General features: G+C 72.6%; 13 protein-coding genes. 6 read left to right on the top strand and 7 right to left on the bottom strand.

Annotated elements, in window-relative coordinates:
- Nucleotides 1-78: 78 nt before the first annotated feature.
- The 3 genes from lon to ACQEUX_RS07255 all read right to left on the bottom strand — a co-directional run bounded on the left by lon (nt 79) and on the right by ACQEUX_RS07255 (nt 4187).
- Nucleotides 79-2409, bottom strand: coding sequence for an endopeptidase La (gene lon, locus ACQEUX_RS07265; RefSeq protein WP_433043094.1), 2331 nt, complete (start codon nt 2407-2409; stop codon nt 79-81).
- Between the two features lie 141 nt (nt 2410-2550).
- Nucleotides 2551-3420, bottom strand: a complete 870-nt coding sequence (locus ACQEUX_RS07260; protein WP_433043091.1) for a manganese catalase family protein — start codon at nt 3418-3420, stop codon at nt 2551-2553.
- Nucleotides 3421-3503: 83 nt separating this feature from the next.
- Entirely contained in the window at nt 3504-4187 is a 684-nt protein-coding gene (locus ACQEUX_RS07255) for a sensor histidine kinase (protein WP_433043088.1), read from the bottom strand.
- Nucleotides 4188-4318: 131 nt separating this feature from the next.
- Between ACQEUX_RS07255 and ACQEUX_RS07250 the strand changes: the two genes are divergently transcribed.
- Together ACQEUX_RS07250 and ACQEUX_RS07245 are read left to right on the top strand one after the other, a co-directional pair.
- Nucleotides 4319-4942 (top strand): response regulator, encoded by a 624-nt coding sequence (locus ACQEUX_RS07250; RefSeq protein WP_433043085.1) that lies wholly within the window; start codon nt 4319-4321, stop codon nt 4940-4942.
- A 144-nt stretch (nt 4943-5086) separates the two neighbouring features.
- Nucleotides 5087-5434 (top strand): histone-like nucleoid-structuring protein Lsr2, encoded by a 348-nt coding sequence (locus tag ACQEUX_RS07245; RefSeq protein ID WP_433043082.1) that lies wholly within the window; start codon nt 5087-5089, stop codon nt 5432-5434.
- A gap of 133 nt (nt 5435-5567) precedes the next feature.
- Here ACQEUX_RS07245 and ACQEUX_RS07240 read toward each other — a convergent pair whose 3' ends face one another.
- A complete protein-coding gene (locus tag ACQEUX_RS07240) occupies nt 5568-6830 on the bottom strand; it encodes a hypothetical protein (RefSeq protein WP_433043079.1) in 1263 nt (420 codons plus the stop codon).
- Nucleotides 6831-7122: 292 nt separating this feature from the next.
- Nucleotides 7123-8010, bottom strand: a complete 888-nt coding sequence (locus ACQEUX_RS07235; protein ID WP_433043076.1) for a DUF2726 domain-containing protein — start codon at nt 8008-8010, stop codon at nt 7123-7125.
- 248 nt (nt 8011-8258) lie between these two features.
- Between ACQEUX_RS07235 and ACQEUX_RS07230 the strand changes: the two genes are divergently transcribed.
- The 3 genes from ACQEUX_RS07230 (at nt 8259) to ACQEUX_RS07220 (ending at nt 10723) form a co-directional block, all read left to right on the top strand.
- Complete coding sequence (locus tag ACQEUX_RS07230; protein ID WP_433043073.1) at nt 8259-9371, top strand: Asp23/Gls24 family envelope stress response protein; 1113 nt, start codon at nt 8259-8261, stop codon at nt 9369-9371.
- Complete coding sequence (locus ACQEUX_RS07225; RefSeq protein WP_433043070.1) at nt 9368-9928, top strand: hypothetical protein; 561 nt, start codon at nt 9368-9370, stop codon at nt 9926-9928. The genes ACQEUX_RS07230 and ACQEUX_RS07225 overlap by 4 nt, the downstream gene beginning before the upstream one ends.
- Nucleotides 9929-9997: 69 nt before the next feature.
- Entirely contained in the window at nt 9998-10723 is a 726-nt protein-coding gene (locus ACQEUX_RS07220) for a helical backbone metal receptor (RefSeq protein ID WP_433043067.1), read from the top strand.
- Nucleotides 10724-10732: 9 nt separating this feature from the next.
- On the opposite strand, the gene ACQEUX_RS07215 is transcribed toward ACQEUX_RS07220, so the two are convergent.
- Together ACQEUX_RS07215 and ACQEUX_RS07210 are read right to left on the bottom strand one after the other, a co-directional pair.
- Entirely contained in the window at nt 10733-11689 is a 957-nt protein-coding gene (locus tag ACQEUX_RS07215; protein WP_433043064.1) for a TerC family protein, read from the bottom strand.
- A gap of 149 nt (nt 11690-11838) precedes the next feature.
- Complete coding sequence (locus ACQEUX_RS07210; RefSeq protein WP_433043061.1) at nt 11839-12528, bottom strand: CBS domain-containing protein; 690 nt, start codon at nt 12526-12528, stop codon at nt 11839-11841.
- A 188-nt stretch (nt 12529-12716) separates the two neighbouring features.
- On the opposite strand from ACQEUX_RS07210, the gene ACQEUX_RS07205 reads away from it, so the two are divergent.
- On the top strand, nt 12717-13274 hold the full coding sequence (locus tag ACQEUX_RS07205) for a hypothetical protein (RefSeq protein WP_433043058.1): 558 nt from the start codon (nt 12717-12719) through the stop codon (nt 13272-13274).
- The last annotated feature ends 178 nt before the right edge of the window (nt 13275-13452 follow it).

The following is a 13452-nucleotide window of genomic DNA, read 5'->3' as shown; positions in this document are numbered from 1 at the left end:
CGAGACAGTAGACCCCTCCGCGCGTACCCAAAGGACCCCCGCCGTTCGGCAACGGCGGGGGTCCCTGTGGTCGGAGCGTCAGGCGGCGGCGAGCGCCGACCCGTCCAGCGCCTCGACGTCGGCCGGGCGCAGCGCCAGGGCGAGCACGTCGGCCACGTCGGCCAGGGTGTGCACGGTCAGCGCCTCGCGCACCTCGGTCGGCAGGTCGTCCAGGTCGGGCTCGTTACGCGCCGGGATGATCACCTCGGTGAGGCCGGCCCGGTGCGCGGCGAGCAGCTTCTGCTTCACCCCACCGATCGGCAGCACCCGACCGGAGAGCGTCACCTCGCCGGTCATCCCGAACTCGGGGCGGACCGGGCGGCCGGTGACCAGCGACGCCAGGGCCGTCACCATGGTGATGCCGGCGCTCGGGCCGTCCTTGGGCACCGCGCCCGCCGGGAAGTGGACGTGGATCCGACGGCCCGCGAGGGCGTTCGGGTCGATGCCGAACCGACGCCCGTTGGAGCGCAGGTAGGAGAGCGCGATCTGCGCCGACTCCTTCATCACGTCACCGAGCTGGCCGGTGAGGGTCAGCCCCGGCTCGCCCTCCATGCTTGTCGCCTCGATGAAGAGCACGTCGCCTCCGGCGCCGGTGACGGCCAGGCCGGTGGCCACGCCGGGTACGGCGGTGCGTTCGGCCGACTCCGGGGTGAACTTCGGCCGACCCAGGTAACCGGAGAGGTTGTCGGTGCCGACACGTGCGGGCGTCGGGTCGGTCGCCAGCGTCACCGCCACCTTGCGCAGGATCTTGGCCAGGGCACGCTCGAGCTGCCGGACGCCTGCCTCCCGGGTGTACTCCCCCGCGATCAGCGCGAGAGCCTCGTCGGCGACGCTGACCTCGTCGGCGGTCAGCCCGGCCCGCTCCAGCTGCCGGGGCAGCAGGTGGTCCCGGGCGATGGCGACCTTCTCGTCCTCGGTGTACCCGTCCAGGGTGACCAGCTCCATCCGGTCCAGTAGCGGGCCGGGGATGGACTCCACCACGTTGGCGGTGGCCAGGAAGAGCACGTCGGACAGATCGAGGTCGACCTCCAGGTAGTGGTCCCGGAAGGTGTGGTTCTGCGCCGGGTCGAGCACCTCCAGCAGGGCGGCGGCCGGGTCACCGGCGTAGCCGGCGGCCAGCTTGTCCACCTCGTCGAGCAGGACGACCGGGTTCATCGAGCCGGCCTCGCGCAGCGCGCGGACGATCCGACCGGGCAGCGCGCCCACGTAGGTGCGCCGGTGCCCGCGGATCTCCGCCTCGTCGCGGACACCGCCGAGCGAGACCCGGACGAAATTGCGCCCGAGCGCCCGGGCCACCGACTCGCCGAGGCTGGTCTTGCCCACTCCGGGAGGACCGGCGAGGGCGAGCACCGCGCCGGAGCCGCGTCCGCCGACCACACCGAGGTTGCGCTCGGCACGGCGGTTGCGCACGGCCAGGTACTCCAGGATGCGGTCCTTCACGTCGGCCAGGCCGGCGTGGTCGGCGTCGAGCACCGCCCGGGCCGCGGCCAGGTCGGTGTTGTCCTGGGTACGCGTACCCCACGGCATCTCCAGGACGGTGTCCAGCCAGGTGCGGATCCAGCCCGCCTCCGGGGAGGCGTCACTGGCCCGCTCCAGCTTGCCGACCTCGCGAAGGGCGGCCTCGCGAACCTTCTCCGGCAGCTCGGCGGACTCGACGCGGGACCGGTAGTCGGCGGAGCCGTCCGGCTCGTCCTCGCCCAGTTCCTTGCGGATCGCGGCGAGCTGCTGGCGCAGCAGGAACTCCCGCTGGGACTTCTCCAGCCCCTCGCGGACGTCACTGTTGATCTGCTCGGTGACCTCCTGCTCGGCCAGGTAGTCCTTCACCCAGCCGACCAGCAGCTCCAGCCGGGCGGTGACGTCCGGCGCGGCGAGCAGCTCGGTCTTCTGGTCCAGCGTCAGCCAGGGCGCGTAGCCGGCCGAGTCGGCCAGTTCGGAGAGGTCGGTCATCCGCTCCACCGCGTCGATGACCTGCCAGGCGCCCCGCTGCTGGAGCACGGAGGTCACCAGGGCGCGGTACTCGCGAGCGAGTTCCCGAGCCCGACCGGCGTAGGCGGGTTCGTCGAGTTCGGTCGCCTCGACCCAGAGTGCGGCGCCGGGGCCGGGCACGCCGGAGCCGATCCGGGCCCGGGACAGGCCACGGATGACGGCGGCGGGCTCACCCTCGGGCAGCCGGCCGACCTTCTCGATGGTGGCGACCACGCCGACCGGGCCGTACTCGCCGTCGATACGCGGCACGGCCAGCAGCTTGCGGTCGCCGGTCGCCCGGGCAGCGTCGATCGCGGCCTGGGTGGTCGGGTCGAGGGTCACCGGGATGACCATGCCGGGCAGGAGCACGGCGTCGGTCAGGGGAAGTACCGGAAGAGTTGCCATCGAACACCTGCTATCGCGTTGAGTTGAGCGTGTCTGGCTCAAGTAACAAAGCGTTCCCCTTGTTCCGCTCTGTGACCCAGACCACTCTCCCGGCCTGTCCGTCGGGCCGCCCGGGACCGGCGGGCGACCCGCCGAGACACGTCAGGTGAGCTTGCTCTTCACCATGTTCACGACCGCGCCGGGCACACCCGGATTGGTGCCGTACAACCGCGGGTCCCCCGGGGGCAGCACCGGCTCCGGGGCGTTCGCGCGCGGATTGTCGTCGTACCGGAACTCGCCCTTGCCATCCGGCGCGGGCCCGGACGCCCAACGCCCCTCGGCGGCATCGGTGCCCGACGAGAAGCCCAGGTAGGTGTGGCCGTACTCCTCGGTGAACTCACCGGAGTCCGGGAACGCCTCCGGCACCGGCATCTCCTCCAGGCCGTCCTCCTTGAGCTGCTCGATCGCCGCCAGCCACATGTTCTGGTGCATCGTGTCGCGGGCCAGCAGGAAGCGCAGCATCTGCTTGACGCCTGCGTCGTCGGTCATGTGGAACAACCGGGCGACCTGGAGCCGCCCCTGCGCCTCCGCGGTGACGTTGAGCTGGAAGTCGGCCAGCAGGTTGCCGCTCGCGGTGATGAACGCGCCGTTCCAGGGCACTCCGCTGGAGTCAACGGGCAAGGCCCCGCCACCGCCATGGATGAAGTGCGCCGGGTTCGACCCGGCGTAGGTCGCCGCGCCCCCCGGGTCCTCCGCGATGCCCTCCGACAACGACAGCGGTGCGCTGTCCAGCAGCCGGGTGATCATCGTGACGATCATCTCGACGTGGCCCATCTCCTCGGTGCCGACGTCGAGCAGCAGGTCCTTGTACTTGCCGGGCAGCCGGCAGTTCCAGCCCTGGAACAGGTACTGGTTGGCGACGGTCATCTCGCCCCACTTGCCGCCCAGCACCTCCTGCAACCGGCGGGCGAACGCCGCGTCCGGGCCGTCCGGTTTGGCCTCGAACTGTAGATCCTTGACATGGCTGAACATCCGACCTCCTCGGTACGGGAAACTGGCGGCAAGGCCCTTCCCGCCCCGGTGACCCGAGCGGGCCAACCCGTGTCCCGCCCGGGTCAGCGCACCGGGCGGGACACCGGCAGCAGCACCTCCAACGCCACGCCGCGCGGCCGCAGTCGGTGCGCCCGCAGCACTCCCCCATCGGTCGTGACGAGCTGCCGTACGATCCACAGCCCCAGGCCCGACATCCCGACAGCTGGTGCGGGACGGCGAAGCGCGGCCAGCAGCGCGTCGTCCACCCGGCCCTCGTCGGTGACCAGGATGCTCAGACCGGCTCCCCGCAGCGTCGCGTAGAGCCCGATCTGCCCCTCGGCCGGCCCGTGCCGCAGGGCGTTCTCCACCAGGTTGACCAGCACCTGCCGGGTCCTCCCGGACGGCACCGGGCAGGAGCCGGCCCTCCGGGTGGCCCGAGCGCGCCGTCGACGCGCCGGCACCAGCGCGGCGGCCTCGCGCAGGATGCCCGCCAGAGGGACGGCCGGCTCGGGGTGTGGGGCCAGCGCCAGAGCGCCGGTGCCGGCGGTCGCGCCGCGCAGCAGGCTCTGCAGATGGACGGCCTGGTCGCGGGCCAGCTCCGTGATCGCCCGCCGATCGGCGGTGGTCAGCTCGCGGTGCTCGTCGGCCAGGGCGCGGGTCAGCGACGTCAGGGCGCTGATCGGGGTACGGAACTCGTGGCACAACACCCGCAGCAGCAACTCGGAATCGGCCACCGGTGGTCGGTGATCACCCGGCTCGGGCTCCATTCGGCGCAATCCTCGCAGCAGACCCTGCAAACCGTGCCGTGCGCGCATCCACCCGACTCCCCTCGTTCGGTGCGTACCCGCATGATCGGTACCCGCTGGGGAACGGCCCAGACATGCCGGGAGCCTCCACCATGCGACTCGTTGTCGTGGACGATCACCCCCTCTTCGTCCGCGGCCTGGAGTTGCTGCTCCCGATCACCACCGACGGCCGCGCCGAGGTGGTCGCCTCGACCGGCGACGCCGCCGCCGCGGCCGCGCTGATCAGCCGCTGCCACCCCGACCTGGCCCTGGTCGACCTGCACATGCCACCACCCGGCGGTATCCGGGCGGTGGCCGCGATCCGGCGGACCACCCCACGGGTACGCGTGGTCGCGATGTCCGGCTCCGCCGACGCCACACCGGCGCTGGAGGCGCTGCGGGCCGGTGCCGAGGGGTTCCTACCCAAGACCAGCGAACCGGAGGAGCTGCTGCCCCCACTGCTGGCCATCCTCGACGGCTGGGCGGTGCTGCCGGCCACATTGCTGCACGCCATGCTGCGACCCGCACACGCCACACCGATCGACCTCGACGGCGAGGAACGTCGGCTGCTGCGGTCGATCGCCGCGGGCCGCAACACCGTCGACATCGCCGAAGAGCTGCACGTCTCGGAGCGGACGGTCAAACGGATGACCGCCGCGCTGCTGCGAAAGTTGCGGGTGTCCAACCGGGCGGAGGCGGCCGCCGTCGCCGGGCAGGCCGGTCTCCTCGCCGAATGAACTCCCTTCATCGCGCCGATTCACGGTTTTGCTCGGTAACGGAATCGCGACGCGCCGAATGAATGGGACGCATATTGTTGCGGATTACCGGGGTGATAGGTCAGACTTTGGACACATCCCGCCGCACACAGGGAGTAATCGGCAATGGCGAGAAAAGTAATCACGGTCCTGACCGACGACCTCGACGGCGGCAAGGCCGACCGGACGGTCGAGTTCAGTCTCGACGGCGTGGCCTACACGATCGACGTCTCGGACGAGAATGCCGGCGTCCTGCGGAAGGCACTCGATCCGTACATCAATGCGGGTCGGCGGATCGGGCGCGGCCCGGTGGAGAGCAGCCGCTCAGTCCGACGGCCGGGGCGACCCACCGGCGCCGGAATGGATCGGGAGCAGAACCGGGCCATCCGGGAATGGGCTGTCAAGAACGGCTACAAGATTTCCGAGCGGGGCCGCATCCCGGTTGAGGTCGTCGAGGCGTACAAGAACCGCTGACGCGCGGAGCATGACGGGGGTCCCGCCCGAAACGGCGTGACCCCCGTTGGGATTGTCCGGCACCAGAATCGACGTGGCGGCCGGTCACCCAGGGTTGTCGTCCTGGGTGACCGGCCGCCGTTGGTCGAGCCAGTCAGTTGACGTCGATGCGCACCGAGTCGAACGCGGGAGTCTGGTTGGCCCGCTCCATCATCGGCAGGCGGTGCGAACCGTCACCGGCCCAGACGGAGCACTGCGCCGTCCCCGACTCCGGCAGACCCGGGATCTGGATGGTCACCTCATCCGGCTGGGCGCCACCGCGGCCGTCCTCGGTCGCGACGAAGAACGCGGGTACCTCCTGCGGCTCCGGCGGGGCGGTCAGGCTGTCCAGCATCCGGCAGGCGGTGTGGAAGTGACCCCGGACCAGGCCCTGGTCGTTGAGCAGTGAGCTCTCCACGTAGTAGCCACCCTGACCGGCGGCGAGGAAGCGGTCCCGAACCAGGTTGCGGGTGCTGACCCGCAGGGTGAAGGCCTGGTTGCGACCGACCTGCTCGGGGAACTGGGTGATCAGCAGCGACGGGTTGTTGGCGGCGGCGCCGACCTCACCGAACTCGGTACTCACGCAGCGGTTGCCGTTCTGGAAGCCGTCGTGCGGCTGGAGCCGGCTCTCGTCGCAGTCGTTGGCCAGCACGCCGAGCCCGGCGCCGGGGGCGTTGCCACCGTTGTTGCCACCATTGTTGCCGCCGCCGGTGTTCCCGCTGGGGGTGGCGCCAGGGGTACTGCCGCCACCGTTGTTGCCACCCGTGTTACCGGTCGGCTGCACCTGGCACTCGGCGAGCTGCGCGAGACCCTGCGGGCGGGGCCCGACACGGTCGATGGCGGTCGTGATCCGGTCCAGCACCGCGCGCCGCTTGCCGGCCAACGGTTGCAGGATCGCGGTGCGGATGAACGCCTCGCCCTTGTTGCCCTCGGCGGCCAGTCGGCGGTCCGCCTCGGCGATCTGGGACTGCAGCTGGGCGAGGTTGCGGTCCACCTCGGCCCGGGCCCGGTCCGGCACCTGCGGCAGCTTGGCCGTCACGTCCGGACAGGCGATGGCCGTGCCGGTGCCCACCGTGCCGTCCTTACCGTCCTCGCACTCGGGGACCGACTGCTGCCCGTCACCCCAGTGATTACGCACCCATCGACCATTCTGCCAGGTCCGGCTGGTCGACCCGCCGGTCGGCGCGGTCGCGCCCGGGCTCGGCTCCACGCACTGCCCGGCAGCCGGACGTGGCTTATTCGTCCGCCGGTCCTGGGCCGACGAAATCTGGGTCACGGCGACGACTCCGCCGAAGACCACGAGCGTGCCGACAACGGCCAGCAGACGCTTGCTCCGCGCGTTGCCGGATGACCGGCGCGCCCGTGTGGACCTGCGCATCGAATTGCTCTCCTTCTCGATCCGGTAGTGGATTCCTGCCCTCGGCGGACCGACGGATGTGTGATGGCACGCCACGGCGGCGACCACCGTGACCTACCGGGTAACGTGTCGATGGCCGACGATGCCCTTTCCGCACCGCCTCCCGCGTCCGGTCGACGCGGATGGGGAGATCTGTGATTCGCGCAGGAGTACGGGACCGCGAGCGGGAAGGTTCAACCGGCGCACAGAAAATTGCCGCGACCCGACATGGAGCCGGTGCGGAGCAGGGGTCAGCAGGTGAAACGGACGCCGATCAGTCGACGCAGAGGTGGTCGTAGGCGAATCCGCCCGCCAGTTCGTGCCGGCGCTGACTCAGCGCGACGATCTGCGCGGTCAGGTCGGCACGCGGCAGCAGATCCGTACCCTCGTTTTCGGCGGCACGCAGCCGCTCCCCGACGGCGACCGTGGCGAGATCCTCGGCCAGCCGTGCCGCGTCGACGCCGCACGAGAAGCGGTGCTCGGTCACCGTGACCCGCTCCACGAGGCACGCGTCGGGGCGTACCTGCACCCAGCTCCACCCCTGTGCCGGCCCGTCCGCCCAGCGCACGTGCAGCCCGCGCACGATCGGGTCGGCCAGTTGCCCGGCCACGTACGCCTCGACCGCCGCCGCGCGGGTCAGCGCGCCGAGGTCGTTGACCGGCCCGGTACGGCCGTCCGGCAGCCGACCGAGGATGTCGCGGAAACCCACCGGGGCCACCTCGTCCCCGGCGGTGGTCATCCCGGCGCCGCCCGCGCCGTAGGCCCGCGCGTCGATCACGTACTCCACGAGGCGCCGGCCGTGCTCGGCCGGCCGCAACGTGGGCGATCCGATCCGCAGCACGGGCAGGCCGACGGCGGCGCTCACCGCGTCCTTGAGTCGTTCGGCGCGCTGCTCCGCCGAGCCGGCGGACGCGACCGGACCGATCTCCACGGCGACGACCGGACGAGCGGTGTCGGCGGCGCAGATCACGAAGTCGAAACCGGCCCGGCTGGCCGAGCTCCACTGGCTGCCGGTGACGCCGGGCGGACGCCCCTGGACCAGCTCGCTGAGCCGGCGCGCCGCGTACACCCGGTGGCCGGCGCGGGTGAGCAGTGTGTCCCGCCCACCGTCGGCTGGCAGCGCCCGCAGCCAGCCGCGGTCGTCGCTGACGGTGCTCGTCATCTGCCTGATCCATCCGCCGGTCGGTCGCGCCGGGCCGAGTCTAGGCGGTCGATCATGCTGCACGCCTCGGCGGTGCGGCCGACGCCGCCCCAGCCGGCCGGACCGGCCGGCCGTTACTCGGCGGCGCCCATCACCAGGCCCTCGACGGGAAGGAACTGTGACCGGGATCACACTGAAGTCGCGTTCCAGAGGTCGTGGTGGGGTGTATCCAGCGGGGTCGCCGGTAGCGGACCGGCCGGGAGGTCAGCATGTCGCGACAGCAGTTCGGCACGCCCGCCGGTAGCGGTCCGGGCACTCGCCAGCGTGCGGGCGACCCCGGCCGCGCCCGCCGCCCTCGACGGGCCGGCGACCCGACCATCCTCCGGCGTCCCCGCGCCGATCGAGCAGGGCGACACCACCGACTCCCCCTGCGGCCCGTCGCCGCCCGCCCGTCCGCCCCGACCGCCGGCCCGGCACCGACCGGCGCCGCCGGCGCGAACCCGGGCAGCGGGACCCGTGCCAGCATCGACTCGGGCCGGCGCCAACGGAGTGCCATCGGCGCGGCGGACGTTGCGCGGATCGCGGCTGAGGCCGCCGGCCGGGTACCCGGCGTATCCGGTGCCCGCCCGGCCGTCGTCCGCCTGGGAGACCGCTGCGTCGGCCTCGACCTGCACCTGGTCACCTCGTACGGGCACAACGTGCCCGCCGTCGCCGAGGCCGTCCGGATGGCGGTCGCCGACCGGGTGACCGCCGGCACCGGGCTCGCCGTGGCCGCGGTGACCGTCACGGTGGACGACCTGCTCGTCCCCGGGCCGGGCGGTAGGGCAGAACGACCGGCCACTCGGCCAGAGGCCGGCATGCGGACGGTCAACCGGGTGGCCTCGCTGCTGCTGTCCGTCGCCCTGCTCAGCGGCGGCGCGCTGCTGGCCGTGCAGGCGCTGCTGGTCACGCTGGACCGCCCGGCACCCCTGCTCGCCCGCACCGGCTGGTACGACACGCTGACCACCACCCGTTGGCAGGACTCCGGCGTCCGGAGCGCGGCCGGCGCGGCCGTGCTGCTGGGTGTGGTCATCCTGGCCGCCCAGCTACGCCGCTGGACACCGGTCCGGCTGCGGATCAACGAGCGGGACGGCTGGTACCTGCGCCGGGAGTGCGTGGAACGCCGGCTGACCGACGCGGCCGGGACGGTGCCAGGCGTGCGCCGCGCCCGGGTGCGCGTGCGCCGGCACGGCGACGAGTGGCGCCCCCGGGTGCGCGCCACCGGCGACCCGGCCGCCCGCGCCGAGGTCGAGTTCGCGGTGCACCAGGAACTGCACCAGCTCGCCTCGCCCCGTACCGACCGGATCGAGATCCGGCTGCTGCCCCGCAGGCGGCCGGCATGACCGACGCCGCACACCGCCTGCTGTGGACCATCGTCGCGCTGCTGCTGGTGGCGGGCGGAACGACAGCGCTGGTGGTCAGCTTCGGCGCACTGCCCGGTGGCGACCCGGACGCGGCACTGCTCGGCTCCGGGCTGCTGGACGCCTGGCGGCTGGCGGCGCCGTGGAACACCCTCGCCGCGGCGGTCGCCGGAGTGCTGACCGCCCTCGCCGGGCAGCGGCTGCTCGACCGCGAACTGCGCCGGCCCGGTCGGGCACTGTGCGGCATGCTGAGCCACCCGGGACGCCATCCGGGCCGCACCCGCCTGGCCGCCGAGGTGCTCGTCGACGCACTGGAGCGCGACCTGACCGGCGACCCCAGGGTGCGCCGCGCCCGGGTGGTGCTCACCGGCGCACCGCCGCGACCGGACGTGTGGATCCGGGTGGACCTGGCGGCCGACGCCCGGACCGACGGCGTACGCGAGCACGTCGACGCCGCGGTCCGCCGGTTCGCGACGACCGCTGGCTGCGAACCCGCGCACCTCGACGTGACCGCCCGCATCGATCCCGGCCGACCCTGACCCGGGCCGCGCCACGGCGACCGGACGGGCATGATCGGTGCCGGGACGAGGGCGGACGGAGGTACGCGGGTGCGGGTGGTGTCGCTGGTGCCGTCGCTGACCGAGGCGGTGGCGCTGACCCTGCCAGGCGTGCTGGTCGGGGCCACGGACTGGTGCAGCCACCCGGCCGGGCTGGACGTCGCCCGGGTCGGCGGCAGCAAGTACCCCGACCTGGACCGGGTCCGCGCGCTGCGGCCGGACCTGGTGCTGCTGAACGTGGAGGAGAACCGCCGGGCCGACGCGGAGGCGCTGCGGGCGGCCGGCGTGCCGGTACGGGTCACCTATCCGCGTACCGTCGCGGGCGCGTTGACCGAGCTGGGCGACCTCCTGGCCGAGCTGGGTGCGCCGGCGGAACCGGCCTGGCTGCGGGACGCCCGGCGGGCCTGGGCCGAGCCGCCCCGGCTGGCGCCGCCCCGCCGGGCGGTGGTGCCGGTCTGGCGTCGGCCGTGGGTGGTGCTCGGCGGCGACACGTTCGCCGGCGACGTGCTGCGCCGCCTCGGTGTGGTCAACGGGTACGACGAGCACCCCGAGCGCTATCCCCGACCGACCCTTGCCGAGTTGCGCGAGCGGGAGCCGGAGCTGGTGGTGCTGCCCGACGAGCCGTACCGGTTCACCGCCGACGACGGGCCGGAGGCGTTCCCCGGCGTACCGTGCGTCCTGCTCTCCGGTCGGCACCTCACCTGGTACGGCCCCTCGCTGGCCGAGGCGCCCGCGCTGCTGGCCGGCCAGCTGTCCCGGCCGGTGCTGGTCGGCTGACCCGGCGTTTCAGTCGGCCCGGGGGTGCCGGACGGCCAGGATGCTGGCGCCGATGGAGACCGCCAGGGTCAACACCACCACGGCGAGGGTCAACCAGACCGGCAGCTTGCCCACCGGCGTCTCGGCGAGGATGAGCTTCAACCCCGCGAAGGCGAGCAGCAGCGCCAGGCCGTAGCGCAGGTAGCCGAAGTGTCGCAGCAGGCCGGCGAGGCAGAAATAGAGGCTGCGCAGCCCCAGTACGGCGAACGCGGTGGCCGTCCAGACCAGGAAGGTGTTGGTCGTGATGGCGAGGATCGCCGCTACCGAGTCGATGGCGAAGACCACGTCGGTGGCCTCGATGGCGACGAGCGCCACCAGCAGCAACGTCGCCACGCGCCGGCCGTCCACCCGGGCGGTGAACCGGTCGCCGTGGTACCGGGCGTCGGTCGGTACCAGCCGCCGGAACAGCCGGACCACGACGTTGCGTTCCGGGTCGACGTCGGGCTTCCCGCGTACGGCCAACCGCCAGCCGGTCCAGATCAGGAACGCGCCCAGCACGAACGCGGCCCAGCTGAGCCGCTCCAGCAGCTCGGCGCCGGCGAAGATGAACAGCAGGCGGAAGACGAGCGCCCCCACGACGCCCCAGAACAGCACCTTGTGCTGGTAGCCCGGCGGCACCTGGAAGTAGCCGAAGAGCAGGGCGAAGACGAACACGTTGTCCACCGAGAGCGCCTTCTCCAGCAGGTAGCCCGAGAAGTACGCGATGGCAGGGTCGCCGCCGAGGCCCCACCAGACCACCAACCCGAACAGCAGGCCCGCGCTGATCCAGACGGCGCTCCACAGCAGCGCCTCGCGCAGCTCGATGACGTGGTTGTCCCGGTGCAGGAGGACATCCACGGCGAGCATCACGGCGATCACCGCGCCGATCGCCGCCCAGGCCCACAGCGGGACCGCGACCGTCGCCTCAGCCACCGGCGCCCTCCGCATCGACCACGGTGCACCGCCCGCTACCCCGCCGGCCGGCCGTTCCCGAGCCTAGGCGAACGGCCGACGCGACGTCGGAGGTCCGGCGAAGTCGCTCCCCGGCGGAGCGGCGGTACGGGGTGGGGCGGGGGCGGCACCCACGGCAGGGCCGGTCAGGCGACCGGCATCACCTGGCCCGGGTCGCAGCCCGTGTCGTCGGCGTCGTAGGCGATCGCGTTGGTCACCCGTACGACGCCGCTGACCTGGCCCGCGAGCCGGCCGGCGAGGTCGACGGCGGAGCGTCGGTCCAGCCGGCCCGCCAGCGTCACGTCACCGTGGCGGACCTCGACCGTGACCAGCCCGTCCCGCACGGCGAGCACCCGCCGCAGCACCTCCTGCACCACGTCCGTACGGATCTCGGCGTCCGAGCGCTGGTGCACCCGCAGCAGGTCACCACGACTGACGATGCCGACCAGCCGGCCGAGGTCGTCCAGCACGGGCAGCCGCTTGACCTGCTCGCGGTCCATCAGCCGGGCGGCGGCCGACAACGCCGTCTCCGGGTACGTGGTGACGGCTGGCGCGGTCATCAGGTCGCCAGCCAGCAGTGCCGCACTCTTGCCCCGGGCACCGCGCCGACGACGGCTCTCGAAGACCCGTCGCAGCGCCGGCTCACCGGCACACTCGACCCGGTGCAGCAGGTCGGCCTCGGACACCACGCCCAGCACCCGGCGGAAGCCGTCGATCACCGGTACCGCAGTGACCCCGCGGCGCAACAACACGTCGACGATCTCCCGGTACGGAGTCTCGGCCACCACGGTCTCGACCTCCCGGGTCATCACGTCACCCACCTGCCAGGTCCTCATCACGGCCTCCCTCTCGTCGTCCACCACGGACGTTAGGACCGGCCGACGGCCGCCGTCAGGGTCACCGGACCGGACCTGAGGGGGTCCAACGTCACGGGTCGTTGCGGTCTGTCGGCCCTGCCGTCGAGACCGTCGTGGGGCGTCCACTGGAGATGCCACCGGGAAGCGGTGCGAAGCTGAGAAGGGACGTGGAGACCATGACCGCGACGATCGAGCGGGTCACCGCCGAGAACACCACCGCGACGGCCGGTACCACTCGAGTGCGGGCCGTCCGGTACATCCTGGCCGCCACCCGGCTGGCCCTCGGCTGGATCTTCCTCTGGGCGTTCATCGACAAGATGTTCGGCCTCGGGATGGCCACCGAGTCGAAGAACGCCTGGATCAACGGCGGCAGCCCCACCAAGGGCTTCCTGACCTTCGGGGTGGCGGGTCCGTTCAAGGACGTCTACACCGGGATCGCCGGCGCCGCCTGGGCGGACTGGCTCTTCATGGCGGGCCTGGCCGGGATCGGTGTCGCCCTGCTGCTCGGCATCGGCATACGGGTCGCGGCCGTGGCCGGCGGGCTGCTGCTGGTCCTGATGTGGACCGCCGTCCTGCCTCCGGAGAACAACCCCTTCATGGACGACCACCTGATCTACGCCGCGGTGCTGGCGGTCCTGGCGCTGGTGAACGCCGGCGACACCTGGGGCCTCGGCCAGGTGTGGGCGAAGCTGCCGATCGTCCGGCGGGCACCCTGGCTGCGATGAACCACAGCGCGCCACCTCTCGGCGGGCGTCACCCTCACCGGTGACGCCCGCCGAGCCGTGCGTCCCCCCGTCCCGGTTGGGTGCGGCGGAGCAGGTAGCGGGTCCGCCGCACATAGGTGGGCTGCGATCCGGCAGGATCGACGGTGACCGGACACATCACCCAACACGGCAGGAGATC

Origin of the sequence: Micromonospora sp. CA-259024 (assembly GCF_050936255.1) — a bacterium.
In the GTDB taxonomy this organism is placed as follows: Bacteria; Actinomycetota; Actinomycetes; order Mycobacteriales; family Micromonosporaceae; genus Micromonospora.
The sequence above is the reverse complement of the archived record's forward strand: the minus strand, read 5'-3'. Positions and strand labels throughout refer to the sequence as shown.